Below are 20,792 nucleotides of genomic sequence, written 5' to 3'. Positions count from 1 at the left end.
CTCAGTCCTGCCACGCCTCGGCGAGCAGGGCCCGCGCGTCCCCGAGCAGTTGCGGCACCGCCCGAGTCTGGCCGATCACCGGCATGAAGTTCATGTCGCCCGACCATCTGGGCACGATGTGCTGGTGCAGGTGCATCGAGATGCCCGCCCCGGCGACGGCACCCTGGTTCATGCCCAGGTTGAAGCCGTCTGGGTGCGAGACGCGGCGGACGACACGCATCGCCTGCTGGGTCAGTTCCGCCACCTCGCGCGTCTCGTCCGCCGTCAGGTCGGTGTAGTCGGCGACGTGCCGGTACGGGCACACCAGCAGGTGGCCGGGCGAGTACGGGAACAGGTTCATCACGACGTAGGCGTGCTCGCCCCGCGCCACCACCAGGCCGTCCTCGTCGGAGCGGGTGGGCGCGCTGCAGAAGGGGCACTCCCCCGCGTGCTTCGGCTTGCCCTCACCGTTGATGTAGACCATCCGGTGGGGCGTCCACAGACGCTGGAACGCGTCCGGGACGCCCGCGAGGGTGTCGCTCGACTCAGTCTCCTGCGCGTCAGGCATTGGCAGTCGGCGACTCGTTCGAGCGTGACGCGATGAACGCCGCGATCTCCTCGACCGCCTCGTCGACGGGAACGCCGTTGCGCTGCGAGCCGTCGCGGAACCGGAAGGACACGGAGCCCGCGTCCCGGTCGTCGCCTCCGGCGATCAGCACGAACGGCGCCTTGTGCTTGGACGCGTTGCGGATCTTCTTGGCGAACCGGTCGTCCGACTCGTCGAACTCGACGCGCACCCCACGGGAGCGCAGCGCGTCGACGACGCCCCGCAGGTACTCGTCGAACTCGGCGGCGACCGGCACCGCCGTCACCTGGACGGGAGACAGCCACGCAGGGAAGGCGCCCGCGTAGTGCTCGATCAGCACACCCATGAACCGCTCGATGGAGCCGAACTTGGCGGAGTGGATCATGACAGGCTGCTGACGGGTGCCGTCGGGAGCCGTGTACTCGAGGCCGAAGCGCTCGGGCTGGTTGAAGTCGTACTGGATGGTCGACATCTGCCAGGTGCGCCCGATGGCGTCCTTGGCCTGGATCGAGATCTTCGGACCGTAGTAGGCGGCGCCGCCCGGGTCGGCGACCACGGGAAGGCCTGACTCGTCGGCGATCTCCTGCAGGATGGCCGTCGCCTCGGCCCACTGCTCGTCGGAGCCGATGAACTTGTCCTTCTTCTTGCCGTCCTCGTCGCGGGTGGAGACCTCGAGCGCGACGTCGGTCATCCCGAAGTCGGTCAACAGCGACAGGACGAAGCGCAGCAGGTGGCGCACCTCGTCGGGTGCCTGCTCCTTCATGACGTAGCTGTGCGAGTCGTCCTGAGTGATGGAACGCACCCGGGTGAGCCCCTGCACCACGCCGGACTTCTCGTCGCGGTAGACGGTGCCGAACTCGAAGAAGCGCAGCGGCAGTTCGCGGTAGGAGCGGCCACGCGAGGAGAAGATCAGGTTGTGCATCGGGCAGTTCATGGCCTTCAGGCGGTACGCCTGGCCCGCCTTGGTCACGTTGCCCTGCTCGTCGCGTTCCACGTCCTCCAGGAGGGGCGGGAACATGCCCTCGGCGTAGTACGGCAGGTGCCCGGAGGTGTAGAACAACTCCTCCTTGGCGATGTGGGGGGTGCCGACGTAGTCGAAGCCCTCCTCGATGTGGCGGGCGCGGACATAGTCCTCCATGACGCGCTTGATGACGCCACCCTTGGGGTGGAACAGCGGGAGGCCGGAGCCGACCAGTTCGTTGAAGCTGAACAGGTCGAGTTCGGTGCCGAGCCTGCGGTGGTCGCGCTTGGCGGCCTCCTCGAGGCGCGTCTTGTAGGCCTGCAGTTCCTCCTTGGTGGGCCACGCGGTGCCGTAGACGCGCTGCAGGCCGGCCTTGGACTGGTCGCCGCGCCAGTAGGCGGCAGACGTGCGGGTCAGCGCCCAGCCGTTGCCGAGGTAGCCGGTGTTCGGCACGTGCGGGCCGCGGCAGAGGTCCTTCCAGGCGACGCTGTCGTCGCGGCGGAGGTTGTCGTAGATCGTCAGGTCGCCTGTGCCGACCTCGACGGAGGAGCCGTCGTCGTCTGATGCGCTGCCCTTGTCCTGGATCAGTTCGAGCTTGAACGGCTCGCCCGCGAGCTCCGCGCGTGCCTCGTCGTCGGTGACGACGCGGCGCACGAAGCGCTGCTTCTCCTTGACGATCTGACCCATCCGCTTCTCGATGGCCTTGAGGTCCTCGGGTTGAAGCGGTTCGGTCTGGAAGTCGTAGTAGAAGCCGTCGGCGATGGGCGGGCCGATGCCGAGCTTCGCGTCGACGTGCAGGTTCTGCAGTGCCTGCGCGGTCACGTGGGCGGCCGAGTGGCGCAGGATCGACAGGCCCTCCGGCTCGTGGACGGTGATGGGTTCGACGACGTCGCCGTCCTTGACCTCGCGCTGCAGGTCGAGCGACTCGCCGTTCACGCGCATCGCGACGACGGCGCGGTCCTGGCCGAACAGGTCGAGGCCGGTCGTCGTGGTAGTCAGCTCCACCTGTTCCGCGTCGTCGTTTCGGCGGATGGTGATGACTCCACTCATCGGATTCTCCTGTTACTTCAAGGTCGGCTGGATTGCCAGCGTCCATTGTGCCGCGTCGGTGACCGGGGAGCCAGCGCGGACCACCCCAACCTCGGCGGCGCTAGGGTTGTGGCAGCCAGTTCAAGGGAGAACCAATGACGCTCGACGACGCCACCGTCCGGTTCGAGGTGGTTGACGGCCTCGGCCTCATCACCCTCAACCGACCAAACAGGCTCAACGCCTTCGACGCCGACATGGCACATGCCTGGGCACATGCATGCAAGGCCGCCACGACCGATCCACAGGTCCGCGCCATCGTCGTGCAGGCGGAGGGACGGGCCTTCTGCACCGGCGGCGACGTGCAGGCCATGGCCTCGGGCGGGGTCGACGCCGACGGCGGCGTCGCGGGCCTGGCGGGGGTCATCAACGCAGGGATCGTCTCGCTCGTCACCTCGAGCCTCCCCGTCGTGGCGGCCGCGCATGGCACGACCGCGGGCGGCGGGCTCGGCATCCTGCTCAGTTCTGACTACGCGGTGGTCGGCACGGATTCCAGGATCGGCAGCCTGTACGCGGACATGGGCCTGACGCCCGACCTGTCGGTCACCGCTCAACTGGCCCGCGCCGTCGGCGAACGGCGGGCCATGCAACTGGTGCTGAGTTCCCGGCTGCTGAGCGCCGAGGAGGCGCTCGCGTGGGGGCTGGTCGCCGAGGTGGTCGACCCGTCCGATGTCCGGGATCGCGCCATCGCCGTCGCCCGCGGCATCGCGGACGGCGCGGCGGGCGCCTACGGTGAGGCGAAGCGGCTGATCCGCTCACAGCCCACCCGCGGCCTCGAGGAGCAACTCGCCGAGGAGGCCCGCACCATCGGCGAGGCGTTCGGCACGCCCGACGCACAAGCCAGGATCGCCGCCTTCGCCGCCCGGGGAGGTGCCCGATGAGCACGCTGGAGGGTCGCACCATCCTGATGTCCGGGGGCAGCCGCGGCATCGGCCTGGCCATCGCGCTGCGGGCAGCGCGCGACGGGGCAAACGTCACGCTGCTTGCGAAGACGGACACGCCGCACCCGAAGTTGGAGGGCACCATCCACACCGCCGCCGAGCAGATCCGCGCCGCGGGTGGTCAGGCGCTGGCCGTGGTCGGTGACGTGCGCGACGACGCGGACATCGCGCGCGCCGTCGCCGCGACGCTCGACGCGTTCGGCGGCATCGACATCGTCGTCAACAACGCGAGCGTCATCGACGTGTCGGGCAGCCTCGATCTGTCAGAGAAGAAGTACGACCTGATGCAGGACGTCAACGTGCGCGGCACCTTCATGCTGTCGCGCGCCGCGATCCCCGCGCTGCGCGCCTCGTCCAACCCGCACATCCTGTCGCTCTCTCCCCCACTGAACCCGAGCCCCCGTTGGCTCGGCGCGCACACGGGCTACACCATGGCGAAGTTCGGGATGACGATGGCGACGCTCGGGATGGCGTCGGAGTTCGCGCGCGACGGGATCGCCGCGAACACGCTGTGGCCGTCGACGACCATCGCGACGGCGGCCGTCCAGAACATCCTGGGCGGGGACCGGTTGATGGCCGTATCACGCACCCCTGAGATCTACGCCGATGCGGCGCACGCCGTCCTCACCGCGCAGGCCGCCGACCTCTCGGGCCGGTGCCTGATCGTCGAGGACGTGCTGCGCGAGGCTGGCGTGACGGACTTCTCCGGCTACGCGGCCGTGCCTGGCACGCCCGACGAGGCGATGTACCCGGACATCTTCCTGGACTGAAGTTCCTGGACTGAATCGTCAGGGGTGAGCGCGCGTCAGGCGACCAGGTCCTGGTATTCGGGGTGCGCGTCGATGTACTTCGCGATGAAGGGGCAGGTCGGCCGGATCTTGACCTCGGCGTCCTGGCAGTCGCTGAGCGCGTACTCGACGAGCTTGGTGCCGAGGCCGCGTCCGCCGAACTCGGGCTCGATGCCCGTGTGGTAGAGGTCGAGGATGCCGTCCTCGTCGGTGTAGTCGATCACGCCGGCGAGTTCCTCCCCGACGTAGATCTCGAACCGGTCGCGCCCGACGTTGAGGTTGTACTGGATGTCGTCAGCCATGGCCCAAGGCTAGTGCGCCGCGATGGGTGCCACCTGAGCTTCTGCCAGTCGGACAAGGTCGGCCGGTGCCAGTTCGACATCGAGGCCGCGCCTACCGCCTGAGACGAGGATCGTCGGGTGCTCCAGCGCCGAGGCGTCGAGCACGGTCGGAAGGCGCCTCTTCTGTCCAAGTGGGCTGATCCCTCCGACCACCATGCCCGTGACGCGTTCCGCGGTCGCCTGCGGGGCCATCGTCAGCTTCTTGTGGCCGGTGGCGGCGGCGAGGGCCTTGAGGTCGAGGGATCCACTGACCGGCACGATCCCGACGACCAGGTCCTTGTCGTCGGTGGCCAACAGCGTCTTGAAGACCCGGGCCGGGTCGAAGCCGAGGCTCTCTGCGGCCTCAAGCCCGAAACTGGTGGCCCGCGGGTCGTGGTCGTACTCGTGGACGGTGTGGCTCACGTCCGCGTCGGTGAGCGCCTTGAGCGCCGGGGTGCCCGCCTGTCGTTTCGCCATCCTCGCCCCTCTAGGTCGCGGCCTCAGTGCGTCTGCTCGAGCGGATAGCGCCGATGGAGGCGACGATCACGCAGGCCATCGCGGCCCATTCGGCGACGCCGAGCCATTCTGACAGCACGATCCAGGCGAAGATGGCCGCCGCGGCGGGTTCGAGACTCATCAGGATGGAGAAGGTCGAGGCCTTGATGCTTCGACGGGCGTGCAGTTCGAGGCCGTAGGGAATCACGGTGCTGAGCAGAGCCACGGCCGCCATGGTCGCCCACACCTTCGGTTGGGAGAAGGTCTCCCCCGCGACGGCGACGGCGGGACCGGCGAGGAGCAGTGCCCCGAAGGCCGACCCGATGGTCAGGCCGCTGATCCCCTCCCAGCGGCGCCCGACGGGCCCGGCGAGCGCGATGTAGCCGGCCCAGAGTGCGCCGGCCAGGAGCGCGAGGCCCACCCCGATGGGGTCGATGTCGCTTGGCAGGGCGCCGAGCAACACGACGCCTGCGCCGGCGAGGGCCACCCAGGCGAGGTCGACGAGGCGGCGGGAGCCCACGACGGCCAGCAGCAGCGGGCCGATGAACTCCAACGTGACGGCGACGCCGATCGGGATGCGCGCGAAGCTGAGGTAGATCGCGGCGTTCATCCCCGTCAGGCAGGCGCCGTAGGCGCACACGTCGAGCCAGTCCCTGGCCGTGCGGCCAGCGAGTCGCGGCCGAGCGATGAGCAGGAAGATCAGGGTGGCGATGGCCACCCTCAGGAAGGCGAGGGTGAGCGGGGTGGCCTGCGTGAAGATGCCCTTGGCGAGCGCGGCGCCGAACTGGACCGACGCGATGGCGATGAGAACCAGCACCACCGGGTTGATGCGGCTCACCAGCGCCCCTTTCGTCGCCACCGATCCTAGTGCGACCCGAGCGTCACGCGGCTACGCGCCCGGGCATGGAGACGCGCCCGGGCATGGAAAGGGCGGGGAGGGGTGTCGGCCCTCCCCGCCCTCACGTCGATCAGGCCGTGGTCGAGCGGCGCCCGATGCGGAACAGCGCGATGACGCCGGCTCCGATGAGGGCGATCACGCCGGCGATGGCCGTGCCGGTGCCGAGGGCGCCGGTGTCGGGGAGACCAGGCCCCGGCTCCTTCGGCTCGGTGACCTCGGGTTCCGTCACCTCGGGTTCCGTGACCTCGGGCTCGGTCACCTCGGGCTCGGTCACCTCGGGCTCGGTCACCTCGGGCTCGGTCACCTCGGGCTCCGTCACCTCGGGCTCGGTCACCTCAGGCTCGGTCACCTCAGGCTCGGTCACCTCAGGCTCGGTCACCTCAGGCTCCGTCACCTCAGGCTCCGTCACCTTGGCCTCGAGGGTGTTGGTGACGGTGACGGCGACGATCTCGCCGTCGGCGGTGATGGTGAACTCGCTCGGCTCGATGACCGGCTCAAGCCAGGTGCCGCCCTCGGGGTCGACGACGTCATCCTCGGCCACCGTGCAGGTGCTGCCGACCAGCAGTTCCGGCCCGTCGAAGGTCGCGCCGTCGATAAGCGTCCAGGAGCCATCCTGGTGCTCGTCGTTGTACTCACAGGACCAGGTGCCGTGGAACTCGTCGGTGAACTCGAGCATCGACTCGTTGACGACCTTCTTGGTGATGGCGAAGCCGCCGATCTCGGGGGCGTTGGCCTCGAGGGTGTTGGTCACGACGACCTCGACGACGTGGTCGGTCCCGGTAACGTCGAAGTCGGGCGGGGTGATCTCCTTGCTCCAGGTGCCGCCGGCGGGATCGACCAGCTCATCCTCTGAGACCGTGCAACTGGCGCCCACAGGGATATCGGTCACCGTCTGGGTTACCGCATCGCCAAGCGACCACGTGCCGTCCTTGACGACGGCGCCGTCAAGCTCGCAGGACCAGGTGCCGGTGAACATGTCGGTGGCGGAGAGGCCCTCGGGATCGACGACGTTCTTCGTGATGGAGAAGCTACCGGTGGGTCGCTCGTCGCACTCGAAGCCCCAGGTCCAGCCGAAATTGTGCAGTTCGGTGCCCTCGCCGCGCATGGTGAGGTCCCCGTCGACGTAGAGGCGGCCGTTGTGGCTGAAGAGTGTCTCGACATTGGCTTCAGGGCCGGTCACGATCGAGCCGATCCACTGGGTGCCCTTGACTTCGCTCCCGAACCGGATGTCGGTCGCGTCCACGAAGTTCCACAGCACGCGCGCGGATGCCTCACCGAACTCGGGCTCCCCGAAGCCGTGAAGCTCGCCCTCGATGAGGATGCTCGCGACCTCCAGGTCGACGGAGCCGCCTGTGACGTTGATCACCACGTGCCCGTCGGGGTCAATCCCGCTGAGGTCGATCTCTCTGGCATCACTGAGGTCATCGGCTCCAACCGTGGCCACTTGGAGGCCGTGGAGCAGGCCAGTTCCGAGCTCGATGGTCGCCCGACCCCATTGACTCGTGATGGTCGCATGCCCCTCGAGGTCCGACAGGAAGCGTTGGGTCGCGGCGATGTCCCGGTCGAAGCCACGGAACTCCTCCGGGAGGGCCTCCCCGCCAAGGCCGGTCTGCGTGTCAAACGAGGTCACCTGGCCCTGGTCGGCGTCGAGTTGGCCACCGACGCGGAGCTTGCCCTGCGGCCTGGGAGCGTCGGTTCCCTCGCCGACCGCCACGCGGGTGCCCTCGCTGAGGCCCATGTCGCCCTCGATGGCCAGCATCGTGGACTTCAGCGGCGGCTTGACGTGTGATCCCTCTCCGACGATCCCAACGTTCACCGTGCCCCCGGGCGTCCGGTCGAAGATGGCTTCGCCGCGCACCAGCGTGAGGCCCTCGAGCTCCGCCGCCTTCTCAAGCACCCGCAGGTCCCCGCCGACGTACGTCGCGACCCCAAGATCCGCGGCGTCACTGCCATCGAGGTCCACGAGTCCCGGCCAGGGGTTCAGGTCCCAGCACGTCTCGCCCGCGAAGGTGTCGCGAGGCGCGACCTCCTGCGCGTCCGCCACCAGGACTCCCGGAATGGATAATGCCGCTGCCATGAGTGCGAGGGCGGCTCCTCCAATCGACCTTTTCAGGGGGTTTTGCTGTTTGCGGCGTGAGGGTTCAGTCACGGGCAGGAGTCTTTCCTTTGGCATACTCGTGCCCCGCGTGGACACGACGCCTTTACGCTAGCAATCTGACCGGACCACGAATTCCTCGCCCCTAGGAAAATAACGCGTAGATAACACCCGTTGTTAATGCCGCCATTTGAGGCAACCCTTAGCGCAGATTGGCGACAAATGGTCGATGGCGGACAGGGCAGGAGCCCCGCATCGAGATACTCGGGTGCGGGGCTCCGTCTGCTCGTCTCTCGTCAGGCGCGCTTGACGACGATGATGTGACTCGAGTCGCGATGGATCGAGTCCCTCCAGGAGGTCTGCAGGCTGAAGTAGCCCGCGCCGGCCGGAGGCATGTCATCCCACCGACCGCCGTAGCGGATGGTCAGGTCATAGGCGACAAGTCCCGTGACGACCTGCCCCGACGGGAGGGTGAGCGTCACGCGATCGCCCCGCCGCATCCCGTGCCACGCGTCAGCGGCCCAGCCGTTGCAGTAGTTGTGCGCCACGACGTGCCAGTATCCGTGCCAGGTGGCAGGCGTGTTGGCGCAGCGGTCGACCTGCGCCTGGGTGGTGATGTTCTTGCGTGCGACGACCTTCCAGGACTTCCCTGTCGCTTTGGGAGTAGTGCGCAACTTGGCCGGGAGCGGCGCAGGGGCGCTCTTGGCCTTGACGACATAGGTCTTGATGGGCGCGGCCTTCGCCGTGGGCTTCGAAGCGGGGTTCGCGGCGGGCGCCGACACCTTCGTCGGAGCCACCTTCTTCGCCGCCTTGGGCGTGACCTTGGGCGCCGTCTTCTTCGACGTCGCCTTCTTCGGGGCCGTCTTCGTCGCCTTCTTTGTCACCTTCTTCTTGGTGACCTTCCTTGTCACCTTTTCCTTGGCGGGCATCTTCGCCGAGACCACCTGGGTCGACGGCGAGGCCGCGGCCGTCGATATCGGAAGAGCGCCCGCGCCAGCCAGGACGCACATCGAGGCAACGACGCAGATCATGCGACGTATTTGCAGCGCCGGGACGCCTCGTTTCCCGGCCTTATTGTTCTCCATGCGAAGAATTATGAACCACCCATTATGGGTAACTCCTTCAGGGTGAGGTAACGATTCCAATTATGCAAACAACGAAGCGAGAGACGCTTTTCCCCGACCGAAAACGCAGCCACCATCGCCCCCGCCGATTGACCCACGAACTGATGCTGTTCCCCGCTGATTGAGCCACGAAGGGACGCGGAGCGTCGCTTCGTCGGTCGAAATCCCGTGAGAACGGGCAGAGACCCGCGCTCGGCTTCTGCACTCGATGCTGGAGGACCTCGATGCAATAGCGGCCGTGACCCCGTCAACGCCCGGTCTCTCTGGCATGAGCGGGCGAGGGCTTCTGCGGCCGGCGCGGTCCCGGGGTGTCGCTCCTGGACTCGCTAAGCCGATCCGACATGAGCCCTCGACAGGCAAGTGCGACGATTGGACATGGGTTTCGATGAAGCGACGCAACAGGGCATGGCGAACCGGCAGGCCGAGGAGAAGGGGCAACTCCTGGCGCTGGTGCCGCGAGTGATCCTGGGCTTGGCGGGAGCGGTGCTCGGCCTCTATCTGATCGCGATCGGGGCTGCCGCAATGGCCTACAACCCCTACACGCTCACGACTCCGCCGCCCTTGGCTGGCACTCCAGCGGTTCTGCTGGTGCTCGGCGGCATGCTGCTTGCTGTCGGGTCTGCTTGGCTGCCCTTCGCGGAGCGTCACCGTGACTGACGACACGCGGACGACAGAGCCCGCTGCTCACCATCGACTGGCTGCAACGCCACGCCTGAGGAACTGGGGAATCATGAGGCACCGGAAACTGTCTGCCGCGCTGCTCGCTGCGCTTGCCTTCACGGGGTGCTCGTCGGCGCTCGAGAAGGACGCCAGTTACGAGAGCGCGAAGGACCTCGCGGCAGCCCTGCGTTCGGCTGGGCACTCGTGCAAGGACTTCACCGACGAGGACACCTCCGATGACTTCGACGCCGGCGAGTGCGACGGCATGCAGATCAGGGTCTATCCCAGCGAGGAAGCACTCGCGGCGGACGCCAAGGGCATCCTGATCGGATCGGCGCTCGCGATCGTGACCGCGAACAGGGAGTTGATGATCGTGAGCACGAAGAACTGGACTGCTCTCGTACCGTCCGACCATGCCAGTCGCATCGCCGACAACCTCGGCGCCGAAGTACTCGATCCGGCGGATTACGACCTGGCCGAGGCGTTGGGCATCCCAGGCAAGTAGCTGCGAGTCGGGCTCCCCAGACAGACGGTCGCCCGGAACCTGTCGAACGGCGCCCACAGCCAGCCGATCATTCTTGGGCTAGCGCGGACGTTCCTTGGCCGAGGCCCTCTGAGCCGCCCAGGACCCCACGCCCCGTTGCGTGCTCGCATCTCTGGCAGGACCCCGCCCCGACGGTGACGGCGGACGGATGGCGCCCCTTTGGCGCCCTGCCTGGCCCCGACACCGCGGGGATGTATCATTTGATACATGTTTGAGATCACGAGGTCGTCGTCCGCATCACCAGCCGACCTGTGGCGGGTCGTATCCGAGGTGACGGGGTGGCCGAACCACCTGGATACCTTTGACTCCGTCGCTCCCGCGCCGAACTCGCCCGCCAGAAGCGGGGTCGGCGCCCGGTACCTGGTGCGGCAGCCCGGACTGCCCGCGGCGACCTATCAAGTGACGCAGTGGGACCCAGGCGTGTCGTTCACATGGATCGCCCGCTCCCCTGGCGTCAGCACGGTCGCGACGCATCGGGTGACGGGACGTACGGGTGGCTCGGAACTCACGCTCACCCTCGACTGGCGCGGCCCGCTGGCACCAGCTTTGCGGCTCTTCGTGGGGCGACGGGTCGCCTCCATGGTCACGCTGGAGGCCGAGACCTTCGCCCGCATCGCCGCCGACCACGCGTAGCGGCGGGAGGGACGAGCGATGAGCAGGGAACGCGGCGCCTTGTTGGCACGGGTGCTCGCCTACTACGCCGACAACGGCGTGCACGACACCAGCCTACGCACGCTCGCCGCGGCGATCGGCACCAGCCAACGGATGATCCACCACCACCTGGGATCGCGCAGCGACGTGCTGGCCGCGGTGATCGACTCCGTCGCAGGCAGCCAGGCCGACCAGATTGCCGCCTTGTTCGCCGAGGGCACCGACCCGATCGCGGCAGGCCGACGCAACTGGGCGGCGACCGCCGACGGTGCCGAGCGCTTCGGAGCGCTGTGGTTCGAGTTGGCGACGCACGCGATGCGCGGTCGGCCATACGCGGCCGACCTCGGCAGGGTCATGGTCGAGGCCCAGCTTCGGGGCTTCCGCGGGATCTACGAGGGTGCGACCGACGCGGCCACGGCCGAACGCTTGGCGCGGCTGACCCTTGCGGTGGGGCAGGGTCTGCTTTTCGACCTCTTGATCGACGGTGACCGGACGGGGGCCGACGCCGCCGTCGAACAGTTCACCTCGATGATCCGCCGCGAACTGGGATCCTCGCAGGGCTCGGGCGAGCCGACCCGGTCGCCGTCGGCGCCGGGCCCACGCGCATCTGTTGAATCGGGAACCCGGCATCGTCAACCTGGATGACCTCACGCTCGACGAGGCTGCGGACGCGAGAGGCGTGTTCTGTCGTCGTCTCGGTGCCGTTCCAGTTGAGGGAACTTCTGGAACCTCAGAGCGACTGAGTCGGCAACTCCAGGGCTGGTCCAGGCGCCGACGCAGATCCCGTCGAAGTCACCGTGGCACGTCGCATGAGGGCGTCGACGGGACGGGTTGACGGTGAACGCGGCGCCGCCAAAGGAGTGCACATCCTGGTGACGAGGACCAACCCGTTTCAGGGGCCTCACCTTGGTTTGGGGAGCCAAAAGCAGGCTCAACCATCGCGCCCCTCGGACAAGCACAAAACCCCTAGCTGAGCTAGGGGTTTCTCTGTGGGCGATGCCAGGTTTGAACTGGCGACCTCTTCCGTGTCAGGGAAGCGCGCTACCACTGCGCCAACCGCCCGAGGTGGAGACGGGATTTGAACCCGTGTACACGGATTTGCAGTCCGTTGCCTCGCCTCTCGGCCACTCCACCGGATGGAGGTTTGACCCTCCCCAAATGGGTTGGAGAGACTTTTCTCCGAGCGGACGACGAGATTCGAACTCGCGACCCTCACCTTGGCAAGGTGATGCTCTACCAACTGAGCCACGTCCGCATTGCGCTTGCTGCTTCCGGGTTGTCCCCGTGGCGTTCGGCGCGTTGAAAACTCTAGCCTACCTTTTCGACGGGTGCCAAATCGGCCAGCAATCACGCTCAGGGACCCTCCCAAGGAGGCGTCTGCATGGCGTCTCGGTCGGTCGCACCGCCAGCCCTCCGGGGGCGTCGCCTCAGGCGCCGCCACCCGTGTCCACCCGCCAGGGGCGACCCGCCTGACAGGGTCGGGTTCGCAATCCGGCGCGAGTTCTACTAAACTCCTGCATCGCCGGGGCGATTGGCGCAGTGGTAGCGCGCTTCGTTCACACCGAAGAGGTCGGCGGTTCGAAACCGCCATCGCCCACCCGTCGAAAGTGAGTGCAACTCACCAGGACCCGTGAGATCCCTGCGGGGAGAGCCCTCCCGAAACCGTTGCAGGAGCGACGAGCAGAAAGGATGAGGCGGTGACAGCACCCGCGATCGTTCTCGTGGCCGATGGCCCCGACGACCCGGCCGTCGCCACCACCCTCCAGGCCATTGCGCGCGGACTTCAGGGTGCCCGCAAGGACCTGAGGATCCACCTGGCTCGGCTGGAGGGCGTCAAGCCCCCACTCCAGAAGGTGATCGCCTCCCTCGTCGCGGAGGATGTCGCGGAGGCCGTGCTGGTTCCGCTCGACCTCGTCTCGGCGGCCGACCACGCGGAGGAGCTCGACACGTTCCACCACTCCCCCGACATCCACGTCGTCGTCAGCCGCCCCGTCGGGCCGGCGAGCGAACTGCTCAACATCCTCGACGAACGCGTCCGCGAGGCGCTGCACCGCGGCGGTGCCCTTGAGATCGACGGCCTCGTGCTGGGGGCACCCGCGGGTGCCGACGTGCGGGGCAACTCCCTGCTCGCCCGGCGTGCGCGCCAGTGGTCGACGCATCACCGGCTTCCCGTCCAGCTCGCCGTCGACGAGGGCGATGGGCGGGTGACCGCGGCGGCGGTCGCGTCGCTGCGCGCCCAGGGACGCAGGCACATCGCGGTGGGCAGCCTCTTCCTCACCCCGACCCCGGCGTACCAGTCGCACGCCCAGGCGGCGCTGCGCGCAGGCGCCATCGCCGTCACGGCCCCACTGGGGGACAGCGACCACCTGCGCCACCTGATCCTGGCTCGCTACGCCTTCGGAGCGATGGAACTGCTCGACGGCATCCCGACGCAACTCTCCGTCGAGGACCTGGACGGCGAGGAGTCCTGACCCCGCCCGCTTGGTCAGACGCCTAGTATCGATTCATGACCGAGCAGTACCAGCCCAAGCTCATCAAGCCCGATGCCCAGTGGCGCGAACAGCTCAACGACCTTGAGTACCGCGTGCTGCGCCAGAGCGGCACGGAGGCGCCCTTCACCGGGGAGTACACCGACACCGAGACCGAGGGTGTCTACGAGTGCCGCGGCTGTGGCGCCGAACTGTTCCGCAGCAATCAGAAGTTCCATTCCCACTGCGGGTGGCCGAGCTTCTTCGCGCCGCTGGCCGAGGAGCGCGTCCGCTACATCGAGGACCGGTCGCTGCCGGGCAGGCCGCGCGTCGAGGTGCGCTGCGCCAACTGCGACGGGCACCTGGGGCACGTCTTTGAGGGCGAGGGCTACGACACGCCCACCGATCTGCGCTACTGCATCAACTCGGTGAGCATGCGGCTCCGCCCGACCACCTGAGGCCCGCCCGGCGCGTCAGACACACGCACCGCCGGTCGCCCGCTTAGGCTGGCGGCGTGCCAGCAAACGTGAAGAGCCTCGCTCCGGAGGCATTCGCCCGTGCCCTCCGCGAGTTGGACGCGATGACATGGCGTCCCGGGCTCACCACCGAGGAGATCGGCTCCCCGCAGCGGATCGCGCCCCACGCCATCGCTATCTCGGCCGATCTGGAGGGCGGTGACGAGTCGCTTGCCACCGGCCGGCTGATCCTGCTCCATGACCCCGCAGGCAACATCGCATGGGGTGGGACGTTCCGGATCGTCAGTTACGTCCGCGCCGAGGTCGATGCCGACATGGTCACCGACTCGCTGCTGCCGGAGGTCGCCTGGTCCTGGCTGACCGACGCCCTCGCGAACCACGGGTGCGTCGCCGGAGAACTGGCCGGCACCGTGACCGCCTCCTACAGCGTCGGCTTCGGCGAGATGACCGACTCCGACCGCGCCGACGTCGAGGTGCGCTCGTCGTGGACGCCGACGCTCGACGAGGCCCACCCCCTCACGCCCCACCTGGCGGCGTGGCAGGAACTGATGGGCATGGTCGCAGGGCAGCCCGCCTTGCCTCCCGGCGTCACCACGCTGCCGACCGGCCTGGCCTGATGAGCTACGTCGAGACGAGCCGCGAACCACTGCGCCCGGTGATTGAGACTCCCGGTTCGCTGAACGAGGCGCTCGACGCGCTGCGGGGCGGCACCGGCCCGGTCGCCTTCGACACCGAACGCGCACACGGTCACCGGTACTGGCCAAAGGCCTACCTGCTGCAGATCCGACGCGAGGGCGCAGGCACGTGGCTGATCGACCCGATCGCGTTCGAGAACACCGACGTCAGCCTCTCCGGCCTCGTCGACGCCACCGAGGGCGCCGCCTGGATCATCCACGCCGCGAGCCAGGACCTGCCATGCATGCAGGAGATCGGGATCGTGCCGCACGAGATCTTCGACACCGAGATGGCCGCCCGGCTGCTCGGCAAGCCCGCGGCGAGCCTCGGCGCCCTCTTGCAGTCCGAGGTGGGCATCCGGCTCCGCAAGGCGCACTCCGCCGACAACTGGTCCAAGCGCCCGCTGCCCGAGAGTTGGCTCACCTACGCGGCGCTCGACGTCGACTATCTGGTCGAACTCGCGGACGCGCTGCATGACGAACTCGACCGGGTCGGCAGGGCCGAGTGGTCCGCGCAGGAGGACGCCACGACGCTCACCCGGTTCTCTGCGCCGCCGACACCGCGTCAAGACCCGTGGCGCCGACTCAGCGGCCTGACGTCGCTGCGCACCCCACTGCAGTTCGCGATCGCCCGGGAACTGTGGCTGGAGCGCGACGCGATCGGCCAGCGCCGCGACCGGCCGCCGACGTGGATCCTGCCGGACGCCGCCATCATGGAGGTCGCGGGCCTGCTCCGTGACCAGGTGCCTGCCCGGGGCCAGGTGCAGAACCTGCGCGCCTTCCACAGCAACCCCGGCCAGCGCTACCTCAACAACTGGCTGGCGGCTCTGGACCGCGTCCGCGAGTTGCCCGAGAAGGGCTACCCGCCGAAGCGGCCTCCGCACACCGGAATCCCCCAGCCCCGCAACTGGGACCGCACCAACCCGGAGGCGGCCGCTCGCTGGGCGGCGATCAAGCCGACGGTCGATGGGCTCGCCTGCGACCTCGGCGGCCTGCAGGCGTCGCTCGTGGCGCCCCCGCAGGCGCTCCAGGAGGCCGTCTACCGGCATCCGGTGGTCGACCGCGACGTGCTGCTCGACCTCGGCGTGCGGCCCTGGCAGGCCGACTTCCTCGTGCCAGCCATCGCGGAGGCCCTCGGAGCCGCCGAGGAGTGAGCGGCGCCCGGGGCGACCGGATGCTGACCCGTCGTGGCCGAGTTGTCGCAGCGTCCGCGAGACGTGGCAGGATTCCCCTATGCGAGTCCTGTCGATCCAGTCCTGCGTTTCCTACGGCCACGTGGGCAACTCCGCCGCCGTCTTCCCGATGCAGCGCATCGGGCATGAGGTGATGCCGGTGCACACCGTCGTCTTCTCCAACCACACCGGCTACGGCGCCTGGGGCGGCCAACTGCTCAGCGGCGACGTGGTGCGCGACATCGTTCGCGGCATCGACGAGCGCGGTGGCCTGAACGACGTCGACCTGGTGGTCAGCGGCTACCAGGGAGGAAACGACATCGGCGACGCGATCCTCGACGCCGTCGCACTCGTCAAGGAGCGCAACCCGCAGGCCATCTACGCCTGTGACCCTGTGCTCGGCAGCGCCAAGTCTGGCTGCTTCGTCGCCCCCGAGGTCCAGACCCTGATCCGCGACCGCGTCGTGCCGAAGGCCGACCTGATCTCGCCGAACCAGTTCGAACTGGGCTTCATCACCGGCACCGATCCCCACACGCTCGAGGAGACCCTTGCCTCCGTCGACCAGGTGCGCGAGGTCGGCCCCTCGACGGTGCTCGTGACTAGCGTCTTCCGCCCCGACCGTCCTGCCGACACCATCGAGATGCTCGCGGTGACCGGCGAGGGTGCGTGGATCGTGCAGACCCCGCAACTTCCGTTCAAGCGCAACGGCTCCGGAGACGTCGCCTCGGCCCTGTTCTCCTCACACTTCCGCTCGTCCGGCGATGCGGCGTCGGCGCTCGCCCTGACGGCGGCAAGCGTCTACGAGTTGCTCGTCAAGACCTACGAGGCCGACTCGCCAGAGTTGTTGATCGTCGAGGCTCAGGACGCCTTCGTGGCGCCGACGCAGACCTTCGAGGTCCGGCAGGTCCGCTGACTCAGGCCTGGCGGTCGGCCTGAGGCACGTCCACGGGCCGCGCCAGGATGGCGCCCAGCGCCTCCAGCGAGATCTTTGCGGCGGTGAGGCCGATCTCGTCGAGCACCTCGTCGCGCGCGCCCTGCGAAAGGAAGCGTTGCGGGATCCCGAACGTCAGCACCTGCGATGATGCGCCGACCTCGGCGAGTCGGGACCGGAGGCGCTGGCCGACTCCGCCCTCCTCAAGGTTGTCCTCCAACGTGATGACCATGTCGTAGCCGGCTGCGACGTCGACGAGGGTGGGGCTGACGGGCAGCGCCCAGAGCGGGTCCACCACGGTCGCGGCGACGCCCTGGTCGCCCAGTCGCTCCGCCACCGACATGGCCATCCCGACGAACTGCCCGTAGCCGACGACCAGCACCTTCGCCTCCGGGTCGCGGCGCAACACGTCGACGCGGTCGAAGCCGTCGCCGACGTGGGCGATCTCGTCGATCTCGTCCGGGATGCGTTCCTTCGAATAGCGGACCACCGTGAGGGCATCGTCGACGTCGACCGCGCGGTCGAGCGCGGCGACCAGCCGTGCCTGATCGCGTGGGGCGGCGAGCCGCAGCCCGGGCACGATGCCCATCAGCGTCATGTCCCACATGCCGTTGTGGCTGGGGCCGTCGTTTCCGGTGACGCCGGCCCTGTCGAGCAGGATCGTGACGCCAGCCTTGTGCAGCGCCGCGTCCATCAGCACCTGGTCGAAGGCGCGGTTCAGGAAGGTCGCGTAGAGGGCGAGCACCGGGTGCAGCCCCGATTTCGCCAGCCCCGCCGCTGAGACGACCGCGTGCTGCTCTGCGATGCCGACGTCGAAGATCCGGTCGGGGAAGGCGGCGGCGAAGCGACCGAGGCCCACCGGGTTGAGCATGGCGGCCGTGATCGCCACCACATCGGGGCGACGCTGGCCGAGTTGCACCATGGCCTCGGCGACGGCGTCGGTCCAGGTCGCCTGCACCGAGGCCGAGAGCGGCTCGCCCGTGAACTCATTGATCTTGCCGATCGCGTGGAAGCGGTCCTCCTCGTTCTCCTCCGCGGCCTGGAAGCCGCGGCCCTTGCGGGTGACGCAGTGCACGATGACCGGGCCACCGAACTGCTTCGCCTGCTCGAGATGGTTGGTCAGCGCCGTGATGTCGTGACCGTCGATCGGGCCCGTGTACTTGATGCCGAGGTCGGAGAACATCGACTGCGGCGCGAGGACATCCTTGACGCCCGTCTTGAAGCCGTGCATCAGGTCGTAGACGGGCCGACCGATCACCGGGAGCCGCATCACGGTGCGCTTGATGAGGCTCAGCGTCTTCTCGTAGCGGTGGTCGGTGCGCAGGCCCGCGAGGTGGTTGGCGACGCCCCCCACCGTCGGGGTGTAGGAGCGGCCGTTGTCGTTGACGATCACCACGAGGCGCAGGTCGTCGTTGTCAGCGATGTTGTTGAGGGCCTCCCAGGCCATCCCGCCGGTGAGGGCGCCGTCGCCGATCACCGCCACGACGGTGCGCTTCTCCCCCGTCAGGCGGAAACCCTTCGCAAGGCCCTCCGCCCAGGACAGGGACGCCGAGGCGTGCGAGTTCGCGACCCAGTCGTGCTCGGACTCGCGGGGCTCCGGGTAGCCGGACAGGCCACCGCGCTGCCGCAGCGAGTCGAAGCCGTCGCGGCGCCCCGTCAGCATCTTGTGGACGTAGCTCTGGTGGCCCGTGTCGAAGATGATCGGGTCGGTCGGAGAGTCGAAGACCTTGTGGATCGCAAGCGTGAGCTCGACGACACCGAGGTTGGGGCCGAGGTGGCCGCCGGTTCGGCTCACCTTGGTGATCAGGAAGGATCGGATCTCCGTCGCGAGCTGGTTGAGCTGCCTGCGCGACAGCGCACGCAGGTCGCGCGGGCTGTTGATCGAATCCAACAAAGACATGGGGTCCATAGTACGACCAATCGCCGAGCCGCCAGGGAGGTTAGGCGGCCCGGCACCCGGTCAGAGCTTCTTCACGAAGCGAACGTCACGCAGCGCCTGGTCGACCAGGTCGACGCCGCGCGCGACCCGCGTCAGCCTCGCCTCCTCCTGCTGCAGCACGCCCGCCGTCTGGTCGACCGTCGCCGTGTCGACGAAGCCGGACAGCGAGGTGCGTACGTCGGACAGACCCGAGCGGGTGGCCATCAACTGCGACGCCACGAACTCCTGCGCCAGCTTCGCGAGCACCACAGGATGACGCCTCAGCACCTGGTAGCCGCGGTACTCGGAGGGACACACGTCGAGCAGGAACGCCTCCGCGGAGGCGAGCCAGCCGGGCGACCCGGGCGGCCGCACCGAGCCGGGCCAGCCTGGCGGAACGTAGACCCGGATCACTTCATCATCGTCGAACATGTGTTCTATTACAGGCCAGGGGTCCGACAAAGTAAAGCCGTCGCCGCGGCCAGGACCCCGCCCTTGAGCATGTTTGGTAACTCGTTCCTGCTGCAAGCGCTAACAGGGGTCGATTTCGGCAACGAGCAACCAAACATGCTCATGCAACCACCCGACCGACAGGCGGGCGATGCGGGGACCTGGACCACTTATCGTTAATATGACGACATGACTGCGACAGCCGGTACCCCGGAGACCCGCTCCGAGCGACTCGACCGCCTCCCCTTCACCCGACGTCACCTCAAGGTGCTCACCGGGTCAGGGGTCGGCTGGGCACTCGATGCCATGGACGTCGGCCTCATCTCGTTCATCATCGCGGCCCTCGCCACCCAATGGGACCTCACCACCACCGAGAAGTCCTGGATCGCCTCGATCGGCTTCGTCGGCATGGCCATCGGCGCAAGCGTCGGCGGCCTGCTCGCCGACCGCTTCGGCAGGCGCCACATCTTCGCCGTGACCCTGCTGATCTACGGCCTGGCGACCGGCGCGAGCGCGCTCGTTGGCGGCCTCGCGCTGTTGCTGGTGCTGCGCTTCTTCGTCGGCCTCGGCCTCGGCGCCGAACTGCCGGTCGCCTCGACCTACGTCAGCGAGTTCGCCCCCGCCCGGATGCGCGGCCGCATCATCGTCATCCTCGAGGCGTTCTGGGCGGTCGGCTGGACCGCCGCCGCGCTGATCGGCTACTTCGTGATCCCCACCTCGGACAACGGGTGGCGGTGGGCCTTCGCGATCGGTGCGATCCCGGCTGCCTACGCGCTCGCCGTGCGGTGGGGCCTTCCCGAGTCGGCCCGCTGGCTCGAGCGCCGCGGCCGCCACGCCGAGGCGGAGACCATCGTGCGGCAGTTCGAGGCCTCCGCGGGGGTCGCGAGCCCAGACGTCGTCGACGACACCTCGGCACAGGCTCCCCCGGTGGTCGCACAGACGGCGACGCAGCGGCTCGGCGCCCTGTGGAGCCCGGAGTTCCGGCTGCGCACCCTCAGCCTGTGGCTGGCCTGGTTCTGCGTGAACTTCGGCTACTACGGCGCCTTCATCTGGATCCCCACCATCCTCGTCGGTAAGGGCTACCCGCTCGTCCAGTCCTTCGGCTTCACCTTGATCATCACGCTCGCCCAACTGCCCGGCTACGCGCTTGCCGCCTGGCTGATCGAGGCCTGGGGGCGCCGTCCGACCCTCTCGCTGTTCCTGGTCGGCTCCGCGGCCTCCGCCGTCGCGTTCGGGTCCGCCTCCGGCGAGGCGGCCATCATCGGCACCGGCATGGCCCTGTCGTTCTTCAACCTGGGCGCCTGGGGCGCGCTGTACGCCGTCTCCCCGGAGATGTACCCCACCTCGCTGCGCGGCACTGGCTCGGGCTGGTCCGCGGGTGTCGGCCGGATCGCCTCGATCATCGCCCCGCTCTGCGTGCCCGCGCTGCTGGCGCTCGGCGTCTCGACGATGTTCATCGTGTTCGCCGCCTTCTTCGTCATCGCTGCTGTCGCCGCCTGGGGCCTCGTCGACAAGCGAGGCACCGCCCTCGACGACCGCTGACCCGGCGGGAGCCCCAGCACTCCCCGACAACGA

General features: G+C 68.4%; 21 protein-coding genes and 4 tRNA genes. 13 read left to right on the top strand and 12 right to left on the bottom strand.

Annotated elements, in window-relative coordinates:
• Position 1: 1 nt before the first annotated feature.
• Both BW730_RS05260 and thrS read right to left on the bottom strand, forming a co-directional pair.
• A complete protein-coding gene (locus BW730_RS05260) occupies positions 2-547 on the bottom strand; it encodes an HIT family protein (protein WP_077685335.1) in 546 nt (181 codons plus the stop codon).
• Positions 540-2,576, bottom strand: a complete 2,037-nt coding sequence (gene thrS / locus BW730_RS05255) for a threonine--tRNA ligase (RefSeq protein WP_077685334.1) — start codon at positions 2,574-2,576, stop codon at positions 540-542. Before thrS ends, BW730_RS05260 begins: the two co-directional genes overlap by 8 nt.
• 134 nt (positions 2,577-2,710) lie before the next feature.
• On the opposite strand from thrS, the gene BW730_RS05250 reads away from it, so the two are divergent.
• Together BW730_RS05250 and BW730_RS05245 are read left to right on the top strand one after the other, a co-directional pair.
• Complete coding sequence (locus tag BW730_RS05250; RefSeq protein WP_077685333.1) at positions 2,711-3,493, top strand: enoyl-CoA hydratase/isomerase family protein; 783 nt, start codon at positions 2,711-2,713, stop codon at positions 3,491-3,493.
• Positions 3,490-4,323 (top strand): SDR family oxidoreductase, encoded by an 834-nt coding sequence (locus tag BW730_RS05245; RefSeq protein WP_077685332.1) that lies wholly within the window; start codon positions 3,490-3,492, stop codon positions 4,321-4,323. The genes BW730_RS05250 and BW730_RS05245 overlap by 4 nt, the downstream gene beginning before the upstream one ends.
• Positions 4,324-4,358: 35 nt before the next feature.
• Here the strand turns inward: BW730_RS05245 and BW730_RS05240 are convergent, their stop codons facing one another.
• The 5 genes from BW730_RS05240 to BW730_RS05220 form a co-directional block, all read right to left on the bottom strand.
• Positions 4,359-4,643 carry a GNAT family N-acetyltransferase gene (locus tag BW730_RS05240; protein ID WP_077685331.1) on the bottom strand — a complete coding sequence of 95 codons (285 nt, stop codon included), beginning with the start codon at positions 4,641-4,643 and terminating at the stop codon, positions 4,359-4,361.
• Positions 4,644-4,652: 9 nt separating this feature from the next.
• Positions 4,653-5,138 carry a Cys-tRNA(Pro) deacylase gene (gene ybaK / locus BW730_RS05235; protein ID WP_077685330.1) on the bottom strand — a complete coding sequence of 162 codons (486 nt, stop codon included), beginning with the start codon at positions 5,136-5,138 and terminating at the stop codon, positions 4,653-4,655.
• A 10-nt stretch (positions 5,139-5,148) separates the two neighbouring features.
• Positions 5,149-5,994: an EamA family transporter gene (locus tag BW730_RS05230; RefSeq protein WP_226997082.1), complete on the bottom strand. Its 846-nt coding sequence runs from the start codon at positions 5,992-5,994 to the stop codon at positions 5,149-5,151.
• Between the two features lie 130 nt (positions 5,995-6,124).
• Entirely contained in the window at positions 6,125-8,131 is a 2,007-nt protein-coding gene (locus BW730_RS05225) for a DUF5979 domain-containing protein (protein ID WP_158522478.1), read from the bottom strand.
• Positions 8,132-8,445: 314 nt separating this feature from the next.
• Positions 8,446-9,234 carry a hypothetical protein gene (locus BW730_RS05220; protein ID WP_145952734.1) on the bottom strand — a complete coding sequence of 263 codons (789 nt, stop codon included), beginning with the start codon at positions 9,232-9,234 and terminating at the stop codon, positions 8,446-8,448.
• Between the two features lie 414 nt (positions 9,235-9,648).
• On the opposite strand from BW730_RS05220, the gene BW730_RS05215 reads away from it, so the two are divergent.
• From BW730_RS05215 to BW730_RS05200, 4 genes are all read left to right on the top strand, one after another.
• Positions 9,649-9,930, top strand: coding sequence for a hypothetical protein (locus BW730_RS05215; protein ID WP_077685327.1), 282 nt, complete (start codon positions 9,649-9,651; stop codon positions 9,928-9,930).
• 73 nt (positions 9,931-10,003) lie between these two features.
• The gene (locus tag BW730_RS05210; RefSeq protein WP_077685326.1) at positions 10,004-10,438 is read left to right on the top strand and encodes a hypothetical protein; all 435 of its coding nucleotides are present in this window, start codon (positions 10,004-10,006) and stop codon (positions 10,436-10,438) included.
• Positions 10,439-10,684: 246 nt separating this feature from the next.
• The gene (locus BW730_RS05205) at positions 10,685-11,110 is read left to right on the top strand and encodes an SRPBCC family protein (protein WP_077685325.1); all 426 of its coding nucleotides are present in this window, start codon (positions 10,685-10,687) and stop codon (positions 11,108-11,110) included.
• A gap of 18 nt (positions 11,111-11,128) precedes the next feature.
• A complete protein-coding gene (locus BW730_RS05200) occupies positions 11,129-11,773 on the top strand; it encodes a TetR/AcrR family transcriptional regulator (protein ID WP_077685324.1) in 645 nt (214 codons plus the stop codon).
• Between the two features lie 345 nt (positions 11,774-12,118).
• Here the strand turns inward: BW730_RS05200 and BW730_RS05195 are convergent.
• The 3 genes from BW730_RS05195 to BW730_RS05185 form a co-directional block, all read right to left on the bottom strand.
• Positions 12,119-12,190: transfer RNA gene (locus BW730_RS05195), tRNA-Val, on the bottom strand.
• Between the two features lies 1 nt (position 12,191).
• A tRNA-Cys gene (locus BW730_RS05190) sits at positions 12,192-12,262 on the bottom strand.
• 48 nt (positions 12,263-12,310) lie between these two features.
• A tRNA-Gly gene (locus BW730_RS05185) sits at positions 12,311-12,383 on the bottom strand.
• 270 nt (positions 12,384-12,653) lie between these two features.
• Between BW730_RS05185 and BW730_RS05180 the strand changes: the two genes are divergently transcribed.
• The 6 genes from BW730_RS05180 (at position 12,654) to pdxY (ending at position 16,831) form a co-directional block, all read left to right on the top strand.
• A tRNA-Val gene (locus BW730_RS05180) sits at positions 12,654-12,725 on the top strand.
• A 100-nt stretch (positions 12,726-12,825) separates the two neighbouring features.
• Entirely contained in the window at positions 12,826-13,599 is a 774-nt protein-coding gene (locus BW730_RS05175) for a sirohydrochlorin chelatase (protein WP_077685323.1), read from the top strand.
• 35 nt (positions 13,600-13,634) lie between these two features.
• On the top strand, positions 13,635-14,054 hold the full coding sequence (gene msrB, locus BW730_RS05170; protein WP_077685322.1) for a peptide-methionine (R)-S-oxide reductase MsrB: 420 nt from the start codon (positions 13,635-13,637) through the stop codon (positions 14,052-14,054).
• Positions 14,055-14,110: 56 nt separating this feature from the next.
• Positions 14,111-14,689 (top strand): DUF3000 domain-containing protein, encoded by a 579-nt coding sequence (locus BW730_RS05165; RefSeq protein ID WP_226997081.1) that lies wholly within the window; start codon positions 14,111-14,113, stop codon positions 14,687-14,689.
• A complete protein-coding gene (locus tag BW730_RS05160; protein WP_077685321.1) occupies positions 14,689-15,900 on the top strand; it encodes an HRDC domain-containing protein in 1,212 nt (403 codons plus the stop codon). Before BW730_RS05165 ends, BW730_RS05160 begins: the two co-directional genes overlap by 1 nt.
• A gap of 79 nt (positions 15,901-15,979) precedes the next feature.
• Entirely contained in the window at positions 15,980-16,831 is an 852-nt protein-coding gene (gene pdxY, locus BW730_RS05155; RefSeq protein WP_077685320.1) for a pyridoxal kinase PdxY, read from the top strand.
• Position 16,832: 1 nt separating this feature from the next.
• On the opposite strand, the gene dxs is transcribed toward pdxY, so the two are convergent.
• Positions 16,833-18,749: a 1-deoxy-D-xylulose-5-phosphate synthase gene (gene dxs / locus BW730_RS05150; protein ID WP_077685319.1), complete on the bottom strand. Its 1,917-nt coding sequence runs from the start codon at positions 18,747-18,749 to the stop codon at positions 16,833-16,835.
• Positions 18,750-18,809: 60 nt separating this feature from the next.
• A complete protein-coding gene (locus BW730_RS05145) occupies positions 18,810-19,199 on the bottom strand; it encodes a hypothetical protein (RefSeq protein ID WP_077685318.1) in 390 nt (129 codons plus the stop codon).
• Between the two features lie 207 nt (positions 19,200-19,406).
• On the opposite strand from BW730_RS05145, the gene BW730_RS05140 reads away from it, so the two are divergent.
• The gene (locus BW730_RS05140) at positions 19,407-20,759 is read left to right on the top strand and encodes an MFS transporter (RefSeq protein ID WP_077685317.1); all 1,353 of its coding nucleotides are present in this window, start codon (positions 19,407-19,409) and stop codon (positions 20,757-20,759) included.
• The last annotated feature ends 33 nt before the right edge of the window (positions 20,760-20,792 follow it).

This window comes from Tessaracoccus aquimaris (genome assembly GCF_001997345.1).
GTDB classification, from domain to species: domain Bacteria; phylum Actinomycetota; class Actinomycetes; order Propionibacteriales; family Propionibacteriaceae; genus Arachnia; species Arachnia aquimaris.
This window is presented reverse-complemented; position numbering and strand designations above follow the sequence as displayed.